The organism is Chryseobacterium sp. ON_d1, from assembly GCF_006829085.1.
GTDB lineage: Bacteria > Bacteroidota > Bacteroidia > Flavobacteriales > Weeksellaceae > Chryseobacterium.
Window position 1 is genome coordinate 142,404 of sequence record NZ_BJTC01000003.1, and the last position, 21,377, is coordinate 163,780.

Annotated in this window: 21 protein-coding genes and 1 riboswitch; of the genes, 13 read left to right on the plus strand and 8 right to left on the minus strand. The window is 36.3% G+C overall.

Translation table 11 applies throughout. The annotated features are described in order from the left end of the window. Positions 1-44: 44 nt before the first annotated feature. The 4 genes from CRS_RS06170 to CRS_RS06185 form a co-directional block, all read right to left on the minus strand. Positions 45-1,418 (minus strand): DUF4932 domain-containing protein, encoded by a 1,374-nt coding sequence (locus CRS_RS06170; protein WP_142723198.1) that lies wholly within the window; start codon positions 1,416-1,418, stop codon positions 45-47. 164 nt (positions 1,419-1,582) lie between these two features. Next, positions 1,583-1,966: an acyl-CoA thioesterase gene (locus CRS_RS06175; RefSeq protein ID WP_002977578.1), complete on the minus strand. Its 384-nt coding sequence runs from the start codon at positions 1,964-1,966 to the stop codon at positions 1,583-1,585. A 115-nt stretch (positions 1,967-2,081) separates the two neighbouring features. Continuing rightward, positions 2,082-2,262, minus strand: a riboswitch (cobalamin riboswitch). A gap of 34 nt (positions 2,263-2,296) precedes the next feature. Beyond that, positions 2,297-3,097: a hypothetical protein gene (locus tag CRS_RS06180; RefSeq protein WP_142723199.1), complete on the minus strand. Its 801-nt coding sequence runs from the start codon at positions 3,095-3,097 to the stop codon at positions 2,297-2,299. Positions 3,098-3,127: 30 nt separating this feature from the next. Continuing rightward, positions 3,128-3,790 carry an ATP-binding cassette domain-containing protein gene (locus tag CRS_RS06185; RefSeq protein WP_142723200.1) on the minus strand — a complete coding sequence of 221 codons (663 nt, stop codon included), beginning with the start codon at positions 3,788-3,790 and terminating at the stop codon, positions 3,128-3,130. 457 nt (positions 3,791-4,247) lie between these two features. On the opposite strand from CRS_RS06185, the gene CRS_RS06190 reads away from it, so the two are divergent. After that, positions 4,248-5,312 (plus strand): T9SS type A sorting domain-containing protein, encoded by a 1,065-nt coding sequence (locus CRS_RS06190; protein ID WP_142723201.1) that lies wholly within the window; start codon positions 4,248-4,250, stop codon positions 5,310-5,312. A gap of 61 nt (positions 5,313-5,373) precedes the next feature. Here the strand turns inward: CRS_RS06190 and CRS_RS06195 are convergent, their stop codons facing one another. Continuing rightward, positions 5,374-7,521 carry a DNA mismatch repair protein MutS gene (locus CRS_RS06195; RefSeq protein ID WP_142723202.1) on the minus strand — a complete coding sequence of 716 codons (2,148 nt, stop codon included), beginning with the start codon at positions 7,519-7,521 and terminating at the stop codon, positions 5,374-5,376. 360 nt (positions 7,522-7,881) lie between these two features. On the opposite strand from CRS_RS06195, the gene CRS_RS06200 reads away from it, so the two are divergent. The 3 genes from CRS_RS06200 to CRS_RS06210 are packed head-to-tail and all read left to right on the plus strand — an operon-like array spanning position 7,882 to position 10,123. Then, entirely contained in the window at positions 7,882-8,403 is a 522-nt protein-coding gene (locus tag CRS_RS06200; protein WP_142723203.1) for a GNAT family N-acetyltransferase, read from the plus strand. 43 nt (positions 8,404-8,446) lie between these two features. Next, a complete protein-coding gene (locus tag CRS_RS06205; protein WP_142723204.1) occupies positions 8,447-9,445 on the plus strand; it encodes an acyltransferase in 999 nt (332 codons plus the stop codon). A 36-nt stretch (positions 9,446-9,481) separates the two neighbouring features. Continuing rightward, positions 9,482-10,123 (plus strand): uracil-DNA glycosylase, encoded by a 642-nt coding sequence (locus tag CRS_RS06210; protein ID WP_142723205.1) that lies wholly within the window; start codon positions 9,482-9,484, stop codon positions 10,121-10,123. On the opposite strand, the gene CRS_RS06215 is transcribed toward CRS_RS06210, so the two are convergent. From CRS_RS06215 to CRS_RS06225, 3 genes are all read right to left on the minus strand, one after another. Next, the gene (locus CRS_RS06215; RefSeq protein ID WP_142723206.1) at positions 10,110-10,619 is read right to left on the minus strand and encodes a hypothetical protein; all 510 of its coding nucleotides are present in this window, start codon (positions 10,617-10,619) and stop codon (positions 10,110-10,112) included. The genes CRS_RS06210 and CRS_RS06215 overlap by 14 nt on opposite strands. 16 nt (positions 10,620-10,635) lie before the next feature. Next, complete coding sequence (locus CRS_RS06220) at positions 10,636-11,127, minus strand: DUF456 domain-containing protein (RefSeq protein WP_142723207.1); 492 nt, start codon at positions 11,125-11,127, stop codon at positions 10,636-10,638. A gap of 79 nt (positions 11,128-11,206) precedes the next feature. Next, positions 11,207-12,388 carry a carboxypeptidase-like regulatory domain-containing protein gene (locus CRS_RS06225; RefSeq protein WP_172617011.1) on the minus strand — a complete coding sequence of 394 codons (1,182 nt, stop codon included), beginning with the start codon at positions 12,386-12,388 and terminating at the stop codon, positions 11,207-11,209. 257 nt (positions 12,389-12,645) lie between these two features. Between CRS_RS06225 and CRS_RS06230 the strand changes: the two genes are divergently transcribed. From CRS_RS06230 to CRS_RS06270, 9 genes are all read left to right on the plus strand, one after another. Further along, entirely contained in the window at positions 12,646-13,914 is a 1,269-nt protein-coding gene (locus tag CRS_RS06230; RefSeq protein ID WP_142723208.1) for a mechanosensitive ion channel family protein, read from the plus strand. Between the two features lie 172 nt (positions 13,915-14,086). Then, on the plus strand, positions 14,087-14,806 hold the full coding sequence (locus CRS_RS06235) for a pyridoxine 5'-phosphate synthase (RefSeq protein WP_142723209.1): 720 nt from the start codon (positions 14,087-14,089) through the stop codon (positions 14,804-14,806). A 94-nt stretch (positions 14,807-14,900) separates the two neighbouring features. After that, on the plus strand, positions 14,901-15,680 hold the full coding sequence (locus CRS_RS06240; protein ID WP_142723210.1) for an alpha/beta fold hydrolase: 780 nt from the start codon (positions 14,901-14,903) through the stop codon (positions 15,678-15,680). A 114-nt stretch (positions 15,681-15,794) separates the two neighbouring features. Next, positions 15,795-16,031: a microviridin/marinostatin family tricyclic proteinase inhibitor gene (locus CRS_RS06245; RefSeq protein ID WP_142723211.1), complete on the plus strand. Its 237-nt coding sequence runs from the start codon at positions 15,795-15,797 to the stop codon at positions 16,029-16,031. 51 nt (positions 16,032-16,082) lie between these two features. Continuing rightward, complete coding sequence (locus CRS_RS06250; RefSeq protein ID WP_142723212.1) at positions 16,083-16,307, plus strand: microviridin/marinostatin family tricyclic proteinase inhibitor; 225 nt, start codon at positions 16,083-16,085, stop codon at positions 16,305-16,307. A gap of 74 nt (positions 16,308-16,381) precedes the next feature. Continuing rightward, positions 16,382-17,338, plus strand: coding sequence for an MvdC family ATP-grasp ribosomal peptide maturase (locus tag CRS_RS06255; RefSeq protein WP_142723213.1), 957 nt, complete (start codon positions 16,382-16,384; stop codon positions 17,336-17,338). Further along, on the plus strand, positions 17,331-18,335 hold the full coding sequence (locus CRS_RS06260) for an MvdD family ATP-grasp ribosomal peptide maturase (protein ID WP_142723214.1): 1,005 nt from the start codon (positions 17,331-17,333) through the stop codon (positions 18,333-18,335). Before CRS_RS06255 ends, CRS_RS06260 begins: the two co-directional genes overlap by 8 nt. Positions 18,336-18,592: 257 nt before the next feature. Beyond that, positions 18,593-19,606 carry an NAD-dependent epimerase/dehydratase family protein gene (locus CRS_RS06265; protein ID WP_142723215.1) on the plus strand — a complete coding sequence of 338 codons (1,014 nt, stop codon included), beginning with the start codon at positions 18,593-18,595 and terminating at the stop codon, positions 19,604-19,606. Further along, on the plus strand, positions 19,603-21,372 hold the full coding sequence (locus tag CRS_RS06270) for a long-chain fatty acid--CoA ligase (protein WP_142723216.1): 1,770 nt from the start codon (positions 19,603-19,605) through the stop codon (positions 21,370-21,372). Before CRS_RS06265 ends, CRS_RS06270 begins: the two co-directional genes overlap by 4 nt. Positions 21,373-21,377: the final 5 nt, after the last annotated feature.

Below are 21,377 nucleotides of genomic sequence, written 5' to 3' on the forward strand. Positions count from 1 at the left end.
AAAAAATAAAGACCCTGTTCAATCATTGAACAGGGTCTTTATTTTTATGAGGATAGAAGTAAATAGTTATCAGGGTTTAATAAAATTCCGTTTTGAGAATAAAACCCTGCGATGCTGTTCCAGATATAAAATCTCAGTTCAAAATTCTTATAAGAAGTATCCAGTTTAAACTTTACTTCTTTTCCATCTTTAGACCAAACCGGATTTTTAACGATAAAAACTGTATTGTTTGTTTCTTTTCCATCCACATATTCGAACAGTCTCAGCTGAAGAGTAGCTGTCTTTTTCATAGGTTCTGTGAATTGTACCACCACATTGCTGAGGTCAACTTTCTTAAAATCTTTGTTGTTGGCATTAACTACGGAAGGCTGTGAAATTTTCTTTCCTGTTGTCTTCGTCCATTGTAATAATGGAGTGTACAGCTTGTCCAGGCTTTTATGCTTTTTGTAAAACTGTATAACCTTTTCAGAAAATAAATTCTGAGCAATAAATCCACGTCTGATATTCACTTTATGATAGATTGCAGAAAGACTGTCCGTTTTTTCTTTTGGAAATTTTTCTCTGATAAATAAGTCGTAAACAGCCCATGTCATATACTCATTAAATGAATTGATACCCGGATATCCTGAGTTTTTATCCCAATTTGCCAGATTGAAGTTTGCTGCTATTTCCTTTGAGTACTTATCAGAAACAGGATTCACATAGCCATGGTCTATTTCCGAAAATACAGTGTGATTATCAAGAATCCTTCTTGCAAGATTATCTTTTAAATTTCCAAGGATAAGATCTTCTCCGATATTAGGAAAGTCAACAGTTAAGGTGCTGTTGATATCTCTATGGCAATTCTGCCCGCCTACCAAAGGAGAAATGGCGATAATGTACTTTTTACCTCCTTCATTGGCAGGTCTTTCTGCTATTTTATCCAAAAAAGCATAGGTATCATTGATGTAATAATACTCTTTGTAATTGGCAATTAAAGAATGATAAAACTGCTGGTGATTTTTATAAAAAGCCCTGTAATTTGATTTCTTCACAAAATCATTGATCAGTTCCAGATTTTCATCCACTTCTTTGGGACCAAATGAATTGAATGGAAAATCTCTCGTAAGCAATCCATTTCCATCAAATGAAAAAGCATAAAAGTCAGTACGGAAGCCCAGAAATTTTTTCCAGTCTTTTCTTGAATAATTTACTTTTTTTAAGAGGGGGTGATCTTTTACAGGCTCAAAATAAGACATAATTTCATCATAATACGGAGAAACTTTCTGAACGTCATATGGATCTGTTTTACCGTATTCTGTGAGTGCTAAAATGATATTTCCCAATTCGTAACTTTCCGGGAGTTCAATTTTTACGTCTCTTTGTGCTGCTAATGATACTGAAAGGACGAGTGTAATGATTAAAATAATTTTTTTCATGTAATATCAGTTCTTCTATAGTTTTGGGAAATAGTAAGAATAATTTCCCGAGGGCTAAAATTAAAGAAAAACGTAATGAATTCCAATCATTGTTTAATGAAGATATATTATATTGCTTCGGGGAAAGTTTCGGGCGGCCTCCGGCCGCCCGAAACTTTTAGTATTTATAGTATCTGGATTGGTTTCTTGAATTCATCAATCGCTACAAAAGTAAAATCACCTACTATGGCTTTTTCTCTTTCGTAGGAATACATCTGCTCAGTGTAAATTTCAACGTTTACTTTCATACTGGTTTTTCCTACATAGGAAACTTTCCCGATCAGTTCCACAATAGTTCCGGCAGGAATAGGTTTTTTGAAATCGATCTTGTCACTGCTTACCGTTACTACTCTTTTTCTGGCAAAGCGGGTTGCGGTGATAAAAGCGACTTCGTCCATCAACTGCATGGCCGTACCACCAAAAAGGGTGTCGTAATGATTGGTTGTGTTAGGGAAAACCGCTTTAAAGATTCTGGTTTCGGATGCTTCAATTCTTTCTTCTGTAGTCATATATCATTATTAATTAAAGCGATATGAAATGATATTAAAACAACAGAATAATCACAGGAATTTGGAGAATTCCTGAAACAATTCATCAGATCAATACAACTTCAGACCGCGAAAGTTACATGTTTAAGAAAAAGGCAGGTCTCCTGACTTGTAACATCATTTATCTCCTTCCCATGCCTCGCACAGTGGATCTTTGATAAAGACTTCAGTTACTTACAGTTGCGCGACAGTCCGTGATTTTCACACGGTTCCCTTTTAATCTGCAGTGATGCAGAACCAATTTCTGTGATGAATAAGCGTAAAACTTTTTCGGATGCAAAAATAATGAATTTATTCCGGATTATGATAAATAATCTGGCTGATTACTCTTCCTTTCTTGATGGTCCACAATGTTGTGTATCTGTTTTCTCCTGAGCCGTTGATCATATACAGGAAAATATTATCGTTATCAAGGGAAGTTACTCCAACGTTCTCAAAATCCATGGTAGGCTGGAACATGTTTTTGATGGCTTCTCTTACAAAAACAGAACCTCTTCCGGGCTGTTGTACCCTGATTGATTTGATTTCAGTCATTCCTTCAGGAAGGTCATTTCCAATTCCCCAGGGTTTTACTTTATCAATGGTAAGAAGTTTCCCATCAGCGTCTTTTTCCTTTTTACGGTATCCTGCATTGGAAGGATAGATATCAATCACCACTTTGCTTCTTTGGGCAGTGGGAATTTTAGGATCAGAATTATCGGTGAAAATAAGTGATCTTCCGTTTTTGGATTTGGAGGGAGTATAGGCAGGAAGCTGATCAATATAAGCAATACGTTCTTTATTCACCATTCCTTCTTTATCAAGCGTCTCATAACGTACAAACGGTTTGTCATCATCCTGCTTTTCAGGATATTTGATCCAGATCCATTCTGTTTCTCCGGGAGCAGGCTTTACATAAACAAATACATCACCTTTACGCATACGGATCTTGTCCACAATTTTTCTGTAATTGTCTTTATGAACCCGTACATTGGCATATCCTTCCTCAGCTTTTACCACTCCGAAAGGAACTTTGTTCTGTCCTTTTACAAAAGCTAAAGAAAAAATACTGAAAGCGGATAAATAGAATGCTTTGTTTATGAAAGTCATCATGAAAATTTTTTGATTCTTCAAATATATAAATTAAATGCTTTTCGGAATATAATTATAACGCTGCAGTTCGCTTAAATCTTTTATTTGTTTCAGGTGACCCTCAGAAAGCAGATATATAAGACCGGAAATATCCATAACATCTTTAAAATTATGATCAGAAATGATAAAGCCTTTATATGCTGATTCCTGATGAATGTTTTTCTTTAGTTCTTCAGTAACCTTGGGAGAAAGACTATGGAATGGCTCGTCCAGTAAAATAAAGTCAGCTTCAGAATAAATGATCATCAGCGTTTCAATAATTCTCTGTTCGCCTTTGGAAAGGTTTTTAGGTTTTTCATGAAGGAAAGGCTGTACAAATTCTGAAGTAAAAAGCAGCTCAGTATTCCTTTGATTACAAAAAAGAGGAATCAGATTTTTTATTTTTATATATTTTGGTAAAAAAAGATCCTGTGGTAAATAGGAAATTCTGTTTTTTCTATTAGGTATGGTTCTCAAAATTTTGTTGTCACATCTTATAAACTGAGTATCACCATGCTCAGTTCCGGAGATAATTTTTAACAGTGTTGACTTTCCGCTTCCATTTCTGCCAAGAAGGCCTATGACTTGCCCTGTTTCGCATCCTATATAAATATCCTGCAGAATTTTTCTTTCATTAAAAGATTTTGTAATACTATCAACATGAAGCTTACTCATAAGAACAATATTATAATTTTTACAAAGAGTCCCAATACGATCGTTCCTGCCCAAAGAAAAGGCCTTGAAAATCCTAAATTGGCATAAAAGTAATATTCGCTTTTAAACCTTAACTCATAAATAAAGTAATGAAGAACCGGTAAAATTAAAAGAAAGCTTAATCCAAATGTTTCCAACCGGTAGGGGAGCCAAAAAGAAATAAGTAATGAAAACAGCAAGGCAGGAATAAGGATTTTTTTATAAAAAATCCAAAGAATAGTAAAGTTTCTGACCATGTTCAATATATTTAGAATGGCTGTCTGATATTTTATAGCTGAATTTCAAATGTATTAAAAAGAAAATAATAATGGGGTAATATATTATTATTACATAACTTAAAAAGATTGGTATTCTGAATATTCATTAAATTTATTTAAAATTTTGGCTAAATTTGGTGTTAATATTTTAAGCTATAATCATGATCAAAAAACTAGTTCTATTATTTCTTTTGTCAATTATTTCGTTTTATCAATGTAATGTATTGAAGGGTAAAGAAAATACAAGTTCATTATTGTTACCACCAGCAAGTGTTACGGTTACGGATATAACCCCTACGAGTGCTACTGTTTCCTGGACTCCTCAAATTGGTACAGGAAGTACAGTATCTTATAATAAGGTTGGTCTTCCGGGATCAGGTGGTACAAATTACACTACAAGCAACAGTATAACTATTACTAATTTGACACAATGTACCACTTATGAAGTAAAAGTAAGTTATGTGCAGGCTGGAGGAGGATATTCAGCTCCCGTTATATTTACAACTCCTATGTGGTATTGTATGGAAAATTCTACAGCAACAATTACTCCTTATTTATATGCATCTAATATTACACTAAATGCTACAGATTTGCCTTCAATGACAAGTAGTTCAACAGGGACAAAGGCTTATGCTGATTATCGCTCTGATCCTACTCGTAAGGTAAAATTGGTTCGTGGAAGTACTAATAACGCAATTTCTGTAACTAAAGCCGGACCTGCTACTCAAAATCCAACTACTATAGGAATTTGGATTGATTACAATGGTGATAGAGCATTCGATTCTACTGAAAGAATCTTATACTCAAGTAATAGTACTGATATGAATCCTACAGCAACTTTTAATGTACCTCTACAGGCCGGACAGGTGGATTGTAAAGTTGCTATGAGAGTCATATCTAATACGACACCTTATTTTTCAAATTGTGGACCTACAGCAGAAATACAGGATTATGAAGTTGAATTTATTGATCCTGTAAGTTTGAATGTTAATGAACGTGAGATGATAAATCGTGAAATAAATATTTATCCAAATCCTGTTGGTGATATTTTAAATATTTCAGGAGTTTCAGAAGCGATGGATTATGAAATTTATAATGCTGCAGGACAGAAATCAGGAGAAGGGAAAATTTATAATTATAAAATAGACGTACATCATTTATCAAAAGGAGTTTATTTTATTCATCTGAAAGACAAAGCAGCGAGATTAAAATTCATTAAGAAATAAATAAAAGAGAGAGCCCTGAAAAGGGCTCTCTTAGTATTAGCATATTTAATCCTTGGATTAATTAAATTCTCTCAAGTTCATCCGCATCAATCGTGGTCTTGAAAGTTCCATAATTGACGATCACTTTGTTGCGTGAAATTTTTTCAATGGTTCCTACACTGGTGCTTCCCGTAATACGGACACGCTGTCCGACTTTCATCCATGCAGCACGGTCAGTTTTACGTTTTTCTTCCAGTCTTTCATTCGTTTCAGCAATTTTTTCAATCACTTCCTCTTTTTTCAGCTGCTGGGTGATTTTTCTCTTAACAACCTGCAGACGTTTGGACTCATCCTTATCCGTGCCTAATTTTCTGAATTTCTCCTGTTCAAGAAGTTTGACAAAATCTTTTACAACATCTTTTCTGGACTTACCTTTGGTATAGCTGTCGATGAATGCTTCAATTTTATTTCCGAACTGAAGTTTGCGGTGTTCCTCTTCGTATAGTTTCTGAAAATTGAAAAGCTTCTGCTGAAGCTGGTCATTCAGTTTCTGGAGGTTATCACGCTTATCTTCTACGGATTCTTTTCTTTCTGCAAGATCGGATTTCAGTTTTTCGACCTCAAATTTTTCCTGCTGCAGTTTTACAATCGTTTTGTCAAGATTAACAATATCATGTTCTACCTTTTTCTTGGCAGAATGGATGATAAACCTTGGAATTTTATTCTTTTCTGCAACTTCAAAGGTAAATGAACTTCCTGCCTGTCCTACTTCCAGCTTATACATGGGTTCCAATGTTTCTTCATTAAAGAGCATTGCTGCGTTCTGGGCATTCGGAAGCTGCTCTATCACCAGTTTAATATTGGTATAGTGTGTCGTGATGATGGCAAAACTTTTTTTATCATAGAAAAATTCCATGAAGCTTTCTGCCAGGGCACCTCCCAGCTCAGGATCAGAACCGGTACCGAATTCATCAATAAGCAGAAGCGTATTGGCATCTGCTTCTCGGATGATTCCCGACATTTTCTTCAACCTTGAAGAATAAGTCGATAAGTGGTTTTCAATGGACTGGTTATCTCCAATATCAGTCATGATCTTCTCAAAGAAAAACATTTCAGATTTTGGATGAACAGGAACCAGGATGCCACTCTGAATCATCAGCTGTAATAATCCTACCGTTTTCAGGGTAATTGATTTTCCTCCGGCATTGGGACCGGAAATACAGATGATTCTGTTGTGCTCAGTTAAGGTAAGCGTCTGTGGATGAATCGTTTTATTCTCTATTTTGTTTCTTAACCATAACAGAGGATGATAGGCATCTCTTAATCTCAGTGTTTTATGATGATTGATTTTCGGAAGAACTCCATTAATCAGTTCACCAAATTTCGCTTTTGCTCTCGTAAGGTCAAGGTCAAAAATATACACCTGGTATCTCCATAGCTGAGGTTGAAATTCTGCCAGTTCTGCTGTAAGTTTACGGAGAACTTTATCGATTTCTTTTTTCTCTTCCTCTTCATTTTCACGAAGTTTGAAGTAATGCTTTACAACACTGTCCGGCTGAATGTAAGTAATGGAGCCTGTTTTGGATATTCCTAATGTTCTTCCGGCAACTCTTTTTTTGAATCCTGATTTTACAGCCAGAACCCTCTGGTCATCAATAATCGTTTCCCGGATATCATCCAGAAAGTCACTCTGTCCATAGGTGGTAAGTGCACGGTTGAAATTTTCCTGGATCGCTTTTTTAGCATGCTGGATTTCAGTTCTTATCCCTTTCAGAGCCGGGGAAGCTTCATTTTTGACCTCACCAAAACGGTTAAAAACCTTATCAACTTTCTCAATGATCTCTTTTCTGAATTCCAGTACAGAAACTTCTTCCAATAAAGTAGGAAAAGTTTCCGGCATGGTAGGGAAGAACTTCTGCAGTTTTCCGATCTGTTCCGTAATGGTTTTTATTTTGATGAAAGCAGCATTTTCCAGACGGTAGTTCTCAATCAGCATCAGTTTCAGCTCACTTTCAATATCTTCATATTCATCAAACGGAATCGCATTTGAACTTTCAAAACTCGACAGATATTCTGAAGTTTTTTTTAATGAAAGTTCTGCCTCGTCTATTTCCATCGGACGAAGTTGAAGAATTTTTTCTCTTGTTTTCGGAGAATACGCAAATGGGGAGATTTCCGCGAGCAATTGCGGAAACTCTAATTCGTCTAAATCTTCTTTATCTATATACACAGTGCAAATTTAGTGAGAATTTTGATTATTACGTATATCTGAGAGATTTACAGAATAAATTACCTTTGAATTTGATAATTTACTTTTTCTTGAAAATCTTTAAGTATCAAAAAAGATCAATTTCTAAGCGCACAGATTTTATTTTTTATAGGATTTTATTTCAAGAGAGCAAAGGTGGGATCAATGAAATTAATTCATCTGAGCGTGTGGATTATTCTTCTGCTTCGTCAGCGACTTAGTCGTATTTCTTTATCTGTTCCAGTCAGATAATAGAATCTAATAATCTTTACATTTAAATAAATTTGATTCCGTCTTTAGTGTTTACCTAAATTGTGATGTTCTTTTTATTACATTTGGGATATGAAACTGGAAACCGAAAGATTATTACTGAGAAATATCAACGAAAGCCACGTAGAGGATATTTTACGCATTCGGAGCAATGAAATCATCAATCAGTTTGTTATAAGGAACTCTCCTAAAAATAATTACGATGCACTCCAGTTTATTTTAACCATTAAAGAAAGAACTCAAAATAACCAAACTATCTATTTGGGAATTTCATTAAAAGAGCAGCCGAAAATTATCGGAACAATTTGTCTCTGGAATTTTTCTGAAGACCGTAAAATAGCGGAAGTCGGTTATGAGTTGCTACCCGAATACCACAGGCAGGGAATAATGTCTGAAGCCTTGAAAGCTGTTTTGGATGTTGGTTTTAATGAATTGCATTTAGAGGAAATCCTCGCTATTACCAATAAGTTTAATGAAAACTCAAAAGGAATTCTCTTGAAACATAATTTTGTTTTGTTGGAAGAGGAGAAGGACGAAGGTTTTCCTGATAATATAATCTTTAGTCTTAAGGGGCGCTCCCACGGTCATCACTAGAATCTGACAGGTTTTTTCTATCTTTATTGCCGATTGAAATTATATGAAAAAAGAAATAAAATCTTTAACGGGACTTAGAGGGGTGATGGCGTTATGGGTGACTTTTTTTCATTTTTTTGATTTCAAAAACGAAATTCTTCAGCATATTATAGGAAAAGGATATCTTGCTGTAGATGTCTTTTTTGTATTAAGTGCTTTTTTGCTGACGGTTTCCTATTCCGATAAGTTTAAAAATCTAGAGATTATAAGAATCCTGACGTTTTATAAGAAAAGAGTCAATAGGATTTATCCTGTCTATTTTATTTCAATTATTTTGATAATCCTGTTGGCAGGGAAAATCTCATGGTTTACATTTTTTATCAATGCCGGATTGGTACAATGCTTTTTTAATCCAGACCGTTTATTGAATATCGTTTATTGGTCTCTGAGTACAGAATGGATATGCTATCTGATATTTCCTTTTATGCTTTATCTGATTATTCGGTATAAAATTCGTGGTGAAATTCTGATTGTTGGAGGTTTGCTTTTAAGGGTAGCACTTCCGCATTTTCCTGATATGTACTTTAACCCGGGAGGGGCCGCCAATATGTGGAAATCTTCAAAATACCTTGATATTCCATATGGCGTAAATTCTTTAATCAGAACAATAGCTTCTTATTTTTTTGGAATCGGAGTTGCTTTACTCCCGGGATTTAAAATAAAAAGCCGCTGGCCTGTATATGCTGTATTCACGCTATCTTTACTATCACTGTTTACAACAAGAGGGCTGGTTTTTATACCATTTTTGTCGGCATTGATGATCAGACAATTATATACAGAAGAAAAGAATTATCTTCAGGTGTTTCTGGAAACCAGGCCTGTTTATATTTTAGGAAATATTTCGTATTCATTGTATATTGTACATTATATTGTTAAAAGTCAGAACTTTATAATAGTAGATCTGCCGCTTGTTAATTCCCTTTTATTAATCACTTTTTCACTACTGCTGTCTTATTTTTCATATATGCTGATTGAAAGAAAAGTGAAGATATTTAAGGTATAATTGATACTCTTATTTTAATATTATTATTTTTGCAGTATGACCTGGACAGAAATTTTAGCCCCGATAAAGAGCACGGAATATTTTAAAACCCTTTGGGAAAAAGTAAAAAATGAATACGCTACAACCAAAGTTTTTCCACCGAAAAATCAGATTTTCAGAGCATTGGAGCTTACGGCTTTTGATGATGTGGAAGTGGTGATTATAGGGCAGGATCCTTATCACAATGATTATCAGGCCAACGGTTTATGCTTTTCTGTCTCTGAACAGGTAACGGCACCGCCGTCACTTAAGAATATTTTCATTGAGTTGAAAGATGATTTAGGAGTTGTAAGAACCTCCAAAGAACTTGACGATTGGGGCAGACAAGGCGTTTTACTGTTAAATGCCACTTTAACGGTTCGTGCCCATTCTCCTAATTCTCATAAAGATCTTGGCTGGGAAAAGTTTACGGACTTTATTATTAAGGAAATTTCAGATAAAAAAGAAAACGTTGTATTTGTTTTATGGGGAGCTTTTGCACAGAAAAAAGCCGAACTGATAGATCCGGCTAAACATTTTATTCTGAAATCGGCACACCCTTCACCTTTTTCTGTGCACAGAGGTTTTTTTGGAAGTAAGCCTTTCTCAAAAATTAACGAATATCTCGTTTCTAAAGGAAAGAAACCTATTTCTTGGTAGAATCAGCTGATTGGCCGGCTTTTTTTATAGTGATTCCGATTTTATATTTTCCGGCTAATGCTTTTGTTCCATCCTGCTGCTTCGGATAGGGTGCAATCTCCTGTAATGTAACAGTATACCCGTTGAATTCTGCTGACTGATGATAGTTTCTTCCCGGGTAATCTGCACTGGCAAGGTTCAAAATAGCAGGTCGGGTAGAGGTTCCCATTACTTCCACCTGTGCAAGAGCTACTCCGGCCCAGATACAGTTGACTCCTTCAGGACAGCGGCTGTCCTCAGAAACGCCTTTGAATGTTACATTCATCTGATATTCCCTTAAAAACTTATTTTCCCCTTCATTAAGATATATAATGCCATCTTGCTGATTATTGGCGCTTGTAGATTTTGTACCTGCTGGCATTTCAGTGGCTTTTGTGTTTATCTTTGATTTCTTTTGGGCATCGCATCCTGTTAATGCAAATATTCCCAGGCTGAGTAGGACAATTTTATGGAACATAGTTTCTTATATTTAATTAAATGACGTTAAACATATTAAGTAGTACTACCAAAAACATTGCCACTCCTACCACAAAGCTGAATCCGGTTCCGTAAATAAACCCAATCAGTGCCCCTTTGGTTGATCGTAAAGCTTTATTCATATCCTTGCTGTCGTGAAGTAATTCACCGATAAATACTCCGGCAAACATACCTATCAGAAAGCCGAGTGGAATAGGAATAAATATCCCAATGATGGTTCCTACGACAGAACCCATACTTCCCCAACGCGTACCTCCGTATTTTCTGTTGGTTTTTGCAGGAATAACATAGCTGAGCACGACAGAAGCTGCCGTAAGAATTCCGAATGCCCAGATATAGATCATAGAAAGATCTGCATCCGTCCCGAATTTATAGATCAGAAGCCCGCAAATGCTCAGCAGAAGTCCTGGTAACACCGGAAGAAAAGTTCCCAATATTCCGACAAATAATAGAATAAGGCAGAAAATATTAATAATTGTTGTATCCATTTACATTCTTAAATTAGATGCAATATAAAAAAAGTGGCCTTATAAAAAGCCACTTTGAGAACTGAGTTATAAAATTTTATTACAAATTTAAGATTACATATTCCAGGATGGGTCCTGCTTTACCAATATTCCCGGTTGCATGGTTATGGAATGTGGTATAGTAGATATTACCGCTGCTGGAGTTCCCTGTACATGGTCCCATTGTATCTCCATGTGCCTGATGGGCACTCCATGCATTTTGATTAATTGTAATGGTGATATTATTTCCACTGGCTGTGTGGTGGCAGATGGTAATATGGTTGTTGTTTAAAGCATTGCCTACGGGAGTCTGTGGATCAGAAGGATTGGTATAATGTCCTGTTCTTATCATTAATGGTTCATTGCCTTTTTGAACCAGAACATCCCAGAAGGCAGGATCATAGTTTTGAATTTTTTCCCAGGCTCCGAGATCATACTCAATATCTAATGTATTAAATCCTAATGCACTTGCTAATGCTGTATTGGAAACATTACAGCCTGTATAAGTACCTGCAGCTCCTGTATTTTTCAGGCAAAGGAGATTGTCATTGATGAAACCTCCAGGAGCATTGCAATTCTCGGTATTTGTATTTCCTCCTACCAGATAAGCCGAGGCCCAATCCGAGCTATAAAGGCTTCCGCCATTGGTCACAAAAGTGGAAAGATTAGCGTAAACATTAACGTCATTGGACGGAGTGGAGGTTCCTGTCTGGGTGGTTGTGCGGGAACCACAGTTCAGGAAAATAATGTCATACTGGGAAATCGTATTGATATTTTTTAAATCCTGATAGCTGATCTCAGTTGCTGTATAGCCTAGAGAAGTTATAATATCTTCAATTTTGTCATAGCTTCCCTTTACGTAAGCCATTTTCGCAATCTGATTCAGTTTTGAATCATTAGCGGTAATGGTAACAGTTTCATTCTTTTTAACAGTAACCGGAACTTCTGTTCTGAAATTTTTACCATCACCCGTTTGAATGTGGAGTGTGGTATTCCCTTCAGGAGCTGTTAAGCTGAAACTGCCGTCAGCACTGGAATAAGTATGATAGATATTGCTCTGGGCATCTGTAGTAAATACGAGTGCTCCTCCGATAGGTTTGGTACCGTTTTTAGCAAATACCTTACCTTCCAGTTTTCCTGTGGCGACTACTTTGGCAGGATTTTCTTCAGGAGTATCATCTCCTTTGCAATTGACTAAAAGCACAAACGTGCATAGCAAGATTAACAGGTAATTTTGTTTCATATTTAATTGATTTTGATGAGTTTAGTTTTAATCAAATTTAATAAATTTTTAATATTAAAACATTAAAATTGTAATTTATTTTAATATTTTTTACTTAAATCTGTTATTTATAGTTAATTTTTCATTTGTAATGAGGTGCTGTAGAGGTTTTGATATTTTTAGTATAATTCAATCAATATCTCTCAATGAATATTTTTGGGATGAAAATTGATTGTGAATAGTAAAATGATGATTCTTAATTTCATAAATTTGCTGTAATGAATGACCAGTTACAAGAAACCAAAAATTTTATACAGGAGCTGAGTGAGCAGCTTTATATCTATATTACCCGTATTTCACCAACCGGGCTGGACTGGGTTTTTCATATCATTGTAAAACTGAGTTTACTTCTGGTCTTGTTTTTAATTACTGATTTTGCTTTTAAGTTCATCATCAATTCGGTATTCAGGCTGTTTCATAACGAGCAGAAGTTTCCGATCTTAAAATCTGTTTATCAGTCGAAAATAACCAATTCCGTAGCCCATTTTGCTGCTTTGATTGTGGTGGGAGCTATCCAGGGATCGATATTTCCGGAAAATGCACTTCCGAAAACAACCATCTTCATTATAAGATGTGTCAATTTGGGATTGGTGCTGATACTTGCAGGAATGCTTTACAGATCGCTGACCGCTTTCAGAAATTATTTTAGCATCAAACAGGATTTCTATAAGATAATGGCGCTTAATGCCATCTCAGAAACCGTAAAGATTTTAGGAATTTTCATATTTACCGTTGTAGGAATCTGTGTGATTTTCGGGATCAAAGGAACTACAATTGTAGGAAGTCTCGGAGCAATTACTGCTGTACTGGTATTGGTTTTCAGAGATACAATTCTGGGATTTGTAACAGGTCTTCACGTTGCCACTTCTAAAAATTTAAAAGTAGGAGACTGGGTAAGCATTCCCAAATACAGTATTGAAGGAAACATTACAGAGATCAATCTTCTGACAACCAAGATCACCAATTTTGATAAAACGGTTTCCACGATTCCAACCTATGATCTGATGACTACTGAAATCAAAAATATGCAGGTGATGTCTGAATCCAATACCAGAAGAATAAAAAAATCAATTTACTTCAATATTAATTCTTTTAAATTCCTCACAGACGAGGATATTGAACGCCTGAAAGAAATCAATTTAATATCAGATTATCTTGAAGAGAGAACTTCTGAAATCAAAAAAGAGAAAGAAAGCCTGATCCATAAAGATAAGATTGTGAACGGAAGGCAGCTTACCAATATCGGGGTTTTCAGATATTATGCACAGAAATATATTGAAAATGATCCTGATGTAGACAAGCATGGGACCCGCATGGTGCGTCAGCTGGATATTACTCCACAAGGACTTCCCCTTGAGGTATACTGTTTTTCCAATGATTCCAAATGGGAACGTTTTGAACAGATCCAGGCAGACATCTTTGATCATCTGCTGGTAGCCTCAAAAGAATTTGAACTTCAGGTGATGCAGGTAAGTGTGAAAGTGTAGCAGAAGCTGGGAGAGGGAAGCTGGAAGTATTATCCCTTTTAAATATAAATTTTAATTCAATTTTTAAATGATCTTGAATGCAGAAGTACCCATTGAAGCACAAGGTCCGGATTTGCTTCCGGTCCCGGGCCTCTGACTTCTGACATCTTATATCTAACATCTAAAATAAAAAATGACAAAACTAAGCGTAAACATTAATAAAATTGCGACGTTAAGAAATGCAAGAGGAGGTGAAACCCCAAGTGTTACAGAAGCAGCTGTAAAAATTCAGGAATTTGGAGGACAGGGAATTACCATCCATCCAAGGCCTGATGAAAGGCATATCACAAGAAAAGATGTCTATGATCTGAAGCCGCTGGTTACGACTGAGTTTAATATTGAAGGAAATCCTCATCAGAGTTTTATCGATATGGTGCTTGATGTGAAACCAGAACAGGTAACCCTGGTACCGGATGCTGATGATGCCATTACATCCAATGCAGGATGGGATACAAAAAAACATCTGGATTACCTTACAGAGATCATTGCAGAATTTAAAAAAGCTGGAATCCGTACCTCTGTTTTCCTGGATCCTTTACCAGAACTGGTAGAATATGCTGCTAAGGCCGGAGCTGACAGAATAGAGCTGTACACGGAAGCTTACGCAAAAGACTATCTGACCCATAAAGAACAGGCTATAAAACCTTATTATGATACAGCCATTGAAGCTACCAATTTCGGGCTGGGTATTAATGCCGGTCATGATCTGAGCTTAGAAAACCTGAAATATTTTTCAGACAACATTCCCAATCTGCTGGAGGTATCCATCGGACACGCTTTAGTATCAGAAGCGCTTTATATGGGATTGGAAAATACAGTTCAGGCTTATCTGAAGAGACTGGCGAAATGGTAATTAATGAGAACCCGGAACTTAGAGATTAGAAGCTGGTAAAACTTCGTTTCTGATCTTATCTGATTTCTGAATTCTCACCTTTAATTTGTAAAATATGGAAATTTTAAATTCAAAAATATTCGGCGAAAATTTGACCCACACGCCGCTTCTTGTATTTCATGGATTATTTGGAATGCTTGACAACTGGGGAAGCTTTGGAAAAGATCTGGGAGAATTTCTTCCTGTACATCTGATTGACCTTCGAAATCATGGAAGAAGCTTTCATTCAGACAGCATGTCTCATGATGATCTGGCAGATGACATTGCCCGTTATATGGATCATTACGGAATTCAGAAGGCACATGTACTGGGGCATTCATTAGGAGGGAAAGCAGTCATGCAGTTTGCCATAAAATACCCTGAACGTGTTGAAAAATTGATTGTTGTGGATATTTCGCCTAAAGCATATCCACCGCATCATCAAGGAATTATCAAAGCTCTGGAAACCGTTGATTTTAATACTGTGAGCTCAAGAAATGAAGTGGAAGCTGTCCTGAATCAGTACATTCCGGAAAGATCGACAGTGCAGTTTTTAACGAAAAACCTTTATTGGGATGAAAAAAAAAAACTGGGCTGGAGATTCAATCTTAAAACATTATCCGAAAAGTATAATGAATTTGTATCCAATGCTATTAAATTCGGAGTTTTTGAAGGGGATGCATTATTTATAGCCGGGGCAAAGTCCAATTATATCCTGCCGCAGGATGAATATGGAATCAAGCAGCAATTTCCTAAAGCTAAAATAGTTACAGTAAAGAATGCAGGACATTGGGTACAGGCGGAAAATCCTATTGATTTTGCAAATGTTGTTAAGGAATTTCTTGGTTTAAATTAATTTTATACTTCACTTTTCTATATTATGTTAAAATTTTATTAAAACGTAATATTATTTCTCTATAAGATGAAATTTTTGTACTTTGGATTTTCAAAACAATAAAAATATTAACTTATGGAAAACAAAAATTCAAAAAAGAAGCCGTTTTTCGCTACATTCTTGGAAAAACAGGTTAAAGATCCTGAGACAGTAAAAGGAGGAGGTATTACTTCTGTCCTTGCAGATCAGATTACTACAGCCCTGCAGGATCAGATCACTACACCTCTTAAGGATAATGTTACTAAGCCTGATAATGATAATGTAACGATGAAATATCCTTCTGACGGTGATGAGGATGTTTTAGAAGTATGAGAAAATATACAAGCATAAGCTAAATTATAAATCAAACCAAAACTAAACATTATGAAAAGCAACAACTCAAAGAAGAAGCCTTTTTTCGCATCATTCTTAGAAAAACAGGTAAAGGATCCTGAAACAGTAAAAGGAGGAGGTGATATAACCCTTGCTCAAACGGATTTGATCACAAAGCCGACAGTAGATACGGTGACATCTCCAAAAGATGATATGATGCAAACCATGAAATATCCATCTGACGGTGATGATGATGTCATCCACCTTCCACTGTAAGATCAGAAAGAATATTAAATAAAATAGTAGGGGAAACTTAAACATTAAGTTTCCCTTTTTAATAAAACCAGCAAATGATTCTCTGCATCACCCACTCACAGGATTTTTATAACATCGATATCTTTTTTGAATATCTGGCCTCTCAAAATATTCCTTATTTCAGACTCAATTCTGACCGCCTGAACCATCTTCAGAAGATCAGCATTCATGAAAACTCATTTGAACTGACTGATGAGCTTGGAAATACAATACATTCTGATGATATTAAAGGAGTATGGCACAGAAAAGCCTGGAGAATAAATGCTCCTGAAGAACTGGATCAGGATTATGAAAGACTTTTTCTGAATGAATATGGAAGTCTTAGGTACAATCTGATGACTGCCTTAGAGCATGTTCCCTGGATTAACCCTTATGAGAATGAAAAGAAGGTTGATGGTAACAAAATATTTCAGCTGAAAATGGCACAGAGAAATAATTTAACAATTCCCAAAACCATCTTTTCCAATGATGAAGAAAAAATAATGGCATTTTTCCATCAATACTGCCAGGGAAAAGCAATCGCAAAGCTTCATGGAGTAACCGCAAAAACAATGTCAGGAGAAAATATGATTTCGACTATGGTTATAGAGGAAGATTCTCTTGAACATCTTTCTGATATTGCCTATTGCCCTATGATTTTTCAGCCTTATATTGACAAAGAATATGAATTGAGAATTGTCTATATCGATGGCGGCTTTTTCACAGGAAAGATCAATAACAGCAAAAATGCAGATTGGAGAGTAGCACGTGAAGGCTATTTCTGGTCAGCATATGAACTGCCTGAAGCTATAAAAGCCAATATAACTGGTATGATGAGTGAAATGGGGCTTTATATGGGAGCTATTGATATGATCAAAGGCAGAGACGAAAAATATTATTTCCTTGAAGTGAATCCACAGGGAGAATGGGGAATGTTACAGAAAGAACTGGGGTTTCCCATCGCAGAAAGAATTGCTGATAACCTTATCAAAAGAATTAATTCCCATGAATAAAATTTTAATTATAACGCATACCGCGGATAACTTTTCTATTGAAAAAGTAACAGAATACATCGAAAAAAATAACTGTGAAGTCATTCGCTTTGATGTAGATGTATATCCCTTACAAAATAAACTGTCTACTATTTTTCAGGATGGAGAATGGGTGAGCTTTCTTGAAACGCCTGAAGCAAAACACCGTTTGGATGATATCTCGGCAATCTGGTACCGAAGAGCTTACAATATCGGAAAAGGATTAAGAGAAGAAATGGATTCTAAGTTTTACGGAGCGGCAATGGGAGAAATAAGGAATACACTTTTTGGTTTCTTTGAATCTGTGGATGCCTATTCTTTGGGAAAACCAAGTGTTTACAGAAGGCTTGACAGTAAAGAAGAACAGCTGAAAATCGCAGATAAACTGGGACTGACCATTCCTGCCACCTGCCTTACCAACAATCCTGATGAAGCCCGGAAATTTATTCTGAAACATCAGAATGTAGTGGCCAAAATGCAAACCGGTTTTGCCATCTATGAAGACGGTGTTGAAAGCGTAGTATTTACCAATGTTGTGAGCGAGGACAAGTTAGAGGAACTGGATTCATTATTGTACTGTCCGATGCAGTTTCAGCAGATGATTCAAAAGAAAAAAGAACTCCGTATTACCATCGTGGGAAGAGATGTTTATGCATTTGAAATAGATTCCCAGCAGTCAGAAGATGCTAAAATAGACTGGAGAAAAGACGGAGTCAATCTTATCGATAAATGGAACAGGACAGAGCTTCCTGCGGATGTAGAGGCCAAACTGCTGGAGCTTCTTGATATTTACAACGTAGATTATGGAGCAATAGACATGATTGTTTCTCCTGAAGATGAATATTATTTCATAGAGATCAATGCTGCAGGAGAATTCTTCTGGCTGGATAATCTTACAGAAGGAAATCTTATTTCCAGAAGTATTGCAGATGTTCTTTGCGACAAAGCTCCAAGGAGAAATAATGAGGTAATGGCTTAGCATTAAATATTTTTAATCTTAAAAGTCCTGAAAGCTGTCAATTCTTTCAGGACTTTTACATACAATCATATGCTGCATTTTAGTTTTTTTCTGATTGTTGGTAGAGGAATGATAATATTGGTTAAATTAAGTGGAATTATGCTTTAAAAATCGCAAATTTGCAGAAGCAGTTTTTCTGAAGAATTTTTATAGATCCGGAAGAATTGCCGGATAGAAAATATTGTTATATTTTAGTCAGCAATCAAGTAAAATAATTAATGATTTTTGTAACGGGTGCTACCGGAATTCTGGGAAGAATAATTGTACTGGAACTTCTTAAAAGAGGAAAAAATGTACGTGCTTCCAAAAGACCGGGCAGCAATTTAAACGACGTAAGGCATTCATACAGCTTTTATACAGAGAATCCCGACGATTTTTTTAATAAAATTGAATGGGTAAACGTAGATTTTGATGATCTTGATTCTTTGAAAGCAGTGCTGCAGGGTGTAGATGAGGTGTATCACTGTGCCGCAAAGGTGAGCTTTCATCCGAAAGACGAAAAAGAATTGTACCATACCAACATCAGGGGTACAGAAAACTTATTGTTTGCCTGTGAAGGGTCAGACGTTAAGAAGTTTCTTCATGTAAGTTCCGTTGCCGTTCTTGATAATTTTAATGAAAAAGGAGAATTAGACGAAAGTTCTGACTTTAATCCGAAAATGGAACACTCTGCCTATGGGATTTCAAAACATTTATCTGAAATGGAAGCCTGGAGAGCCTCAGCAGAGGGCCTGAATGTCATTATTATCAATCCGGGAATGATCATAGGAAGCGGAAACTGGGACCAAAGCAGCGGTGAGCTTTTTTCTACATTTGAAGAAAACAGCTTTACCTTTTCAGGAGGTTCAGCTTATGTTGATGTAAGAGACGTAGCCCGTACGGCAATCGGACTGATGGAAAACAATTTTTTTGGAGAACGCTTTATCATTGTGGCGGAAAATAACAGATATGCTGATCTTGCCAAACAGATCAGGACCCGTCTTGGGCTTAAAGAAGCAAAAATTCTTACCCAGACCCAGCTAAATATCGGAAGGGTAGCCAACATCCTTTTCGGATGGCTGATTCCAAAGCTCAGAATGGTGACTAAATCCAATATCGAGGCCATATCTTCATTCAGCACCATTTCCAATCACAAAGTCAAAGAAAAATTGAACTATCAGTTTATTCCCGTAAAAGAAAGTATAGACTTTCACCTGAATAATTATATTAACGACAAAAAGCTGAAGAAATGAATCTTGCAGAGGCAATTATCCTTAAAAATGTAGAAAAACATCCTATAAAAGCAGCCATCGGATTTAAAAAGAAAGATGAAGCCTGGAAAGAACTGAGCTGGAAAAAATTCAGCGAGATTATTTTTAAAACAGCCAACGCTTTAAAGGAAACGGGTGTTCAGGAAAACGACAGAGTTGCTATTTATTCAGATAATTCGTCCGAATGGATGATCATGGATCTTGCTTCAATGGCTATAGGAGCTGTTACAGTACCAATTTATTCTACCAATAATGCTGAACAGGCAGAGCACATCATCAACGATTCAGGGGCTAAAGTTGTTTTGGTAGGAAACCAGATGCAGTATGACGCCTGCCTGGAGTTTTTACATAAAGAAGAAAACAGCCTGGAAACGATTATTGTTTCCAAAAAAGCAGTATGGATCAAAAAGGAATTCAATAGCTTTTACCTTGAAGATTTTATAGCAAAAGCTTCACCAAAGCTGGAGATCTGTAAAAGAGAGCATGATGATACAGCCACATTGATCTATACCTCCGGAACCACCGGAATTCCAAAGGGAGTAATGCTTACCCACGGAAATTTTATCAAAGCATTTGATTCCCATTTTGAATTTTTTAAGTTTAAAAACTTTGAAGAAGAATTATCGCTGGCATTTTTACCGTTAAGTCATGTGTTTGAAAGAAGCTGGAGCTTGCTTTGTTTATATGGCGGAGCGCGTGTTTATTTCCTGGAAGACCCTAAAAATGTAGCCAAGGCACTGGAAGAAGTGAAGCCTACGGCAATGTGTGCTGTACCCAGGTTTTTCCAGAAAGTATATGCCGGAGTTCTCGAAAAGGCGGAGGAAGGTTCACCTTTAAAAAAGAAAATCTTTAGCTGGGCACTTAAAACCGGATGGGAAACTGCAGAACTGAGAAGAAATGAACAACCGGTTCCTTTTGGACTGAAATTCAAAGAATCTGTTGCGGATATGCTGGTCTTCAGTAAAATCAAAGAAAAAATGGGTGGAAGACTTTGGTTCTTACCTTGTGGTGGTGCATCTCTTTCGCCGGAAGTTACCCGTTTCTTTGAATCAGTAGGAATTCATGTAACCGTAGGATATGGATTAACAGAAACCACTGCAACCCTTACTCTTTTCCCTCTTACTCATTTTGAACATGGAACCAGCGGAAAACCATTACCGGGGGTAGAAATGCGTATCGGAGAAAATGATGAGATCCAGGCCAGAGGTAACGGTATCATGAAAGGTTACTACAATAAACCTGAAGAAACGCAGAAGGTATTCACAGAAGACGGATGGTTCAAGACTGGTGATGCAGGGAAGTTTGATGATAAAGGAAACCTGATCATTACAGACAGAATCAAAGATCTCATGAAAACTTCCAACGGAAAATATATCGCTCCTCAGCAGATCGAGAATCTTCTGACCAATAATAATTTTATCCAGCAGATCATGCTGATTGCAGAAGGAAGACAGTTTGTTTCAGCGTTGATTGTGCCTAACTTTGAGTTTTTACAGGACTATATCAAAAAGAATAATATTCCTTTTACCAATTGGGAAGAGGCTGTAAAAAATGAAAAGGTAATTGATGTTTATAAAGAGAAAATTAAAGAATTACAAAGCCATCTGGCAGATTATGAGAAAGTGAAAAAATTTACTTTAATGCCGGCTGAATTTGATATCAATACAGGAGAAATAACCCCTACTTTGAAGGTCAAAAGAAATGTGGTAATTAAGAAATATGCAGATATTATAGAGAAGATGTACTAAACAGT

Coding starts and splice junctions, on each gene's coding strand:
- CRS_RS06245 (WP_142723211.1), top strand. CDS start 15,795: ATGGAAAACAAAAATTCAAAAAAGAAGCCGTTTTTCGCTACATTCTTG.
- CRS_RS06220 (WP_142723207.1), bottom strand. CDS start 11,127: ATGGATACAACAATTATTAATATTTTCTGCCTTATTCTATTATTTGTC.
- CRS_RS06240 (WP_142723210.1), top strand. CDS start 14,901: ATGGAAATTTTAAATTCAAAAATATTCGGCGAAAATTTGACCCACACG.
- CRS_RS06265 (WP_142723215.1), top strand. CDS start 18,593: ATGATTTTTGTAACGGGTGCTACCGGAATTCTGGGAAGAATAATTGTA.
- CRS_RS06255 (WP_142723213.1), top strand. CDS start 16,382: ATGATTCTCTGCATCACCCACTCACAGGATTTTTATAACATCGATATC.
- CRS_RS06215 (WP_142723206.1), bottom strand. CDS start 10,619: ATGTTCCATAAAATTGTCCTACTCAGCCTGGGAATATTTGCATTAACA.
- CRS_RS06210 (WP_142723205.1), top strand. CDS start 9,482: ATGACCTGGACAGAAATTTTAGCCCCGATAAAGAGCACGGAATATTTT.
- CRS_RS06185 (WP_142723200.1), bottom strand. CDS start 3,790: ATGAGTAAGCTTCATGTTGATAGTATTACAAAATCTTTTAATGAAAGA.
- CRS_RS06170 (WP_142723198.1), bottom strand. CDS start 1,418: ATGAAAAAAATTATTTTAATCATTACACTCGTCCTTTCAGTATCATTA.
- CRS_RS06260 (WP_142723214.1), top strand. CDS start 17,331: ATGAATAAAATTTTAATTATAACGCATACCGCGGATAACTTTTCTATT.
- CRS_RS06205 (WP_142723204.1), top strand. CDS start 8,447: ATGAAAAAAGAAATAAAATCTTTAACGGGACTTAGAGGGGTGATGGCG.
- CRS_RS06225 (WP_172617011.1), bottom strand. CDS start 12,388: ATGAAACAAAATTACCTGTTAATCTTGCTATGCACGTTTGTGCTTTTA.
- CRS_RS06230 (WP_142723208.1), top strand. CDS start 12,646: ATGAATGACCAGTTACAAGAAACCAAAAATTTTATACAGGAGCTGAGT.
- CRS_RS06190 (WP_142723201.1), top strand. CDS start 4,248: ATGATCAAAAAACTAGTTCTATTATTTCTTTTGTCAATTATTTCGTTT.
- CRS_RS06270 (WP_142723216.1), top strand. CDS start 19,603: ATGAATCTTGCAGAGGCAATTATCCTTAAAAATGTAGAAAAACATCCT.
- CRS_RS06235 (WP_142723209.1), top strand. CDS start 14,087: ATGACAAAACTAAGCGTAAACATTAATAAAATTGCGACGTTAAGAAAT.
- CRS_RS06175 (WP_002977578.1), bottom strand. CDS start 1,966: ATGACTACAGAAGAAAGAATTGAAGCATCCGAAACCAGAATCTTTAAA.
- CRS_RS06200 (WP_142723203.1), top strand. CDS start 7,882: ATGAAACTGGAAACCGAAAGATTATTACTGAGAAATATCAACGAAAGC.
- CRS_RS06250 (WP_142723212.1), top strand. CDS start 16,083: ATGAAAAGCAACAACTCAAAGAAGAAGCCTTTTTTCGCATCATTCTTA.
- CRS_RS06180 (WP_142723199.1), bottom strand. CDS start 3,097: ATGATGACTTTCATAAACAAAGCATTCTATTTATCCGCTTTCAGTATT.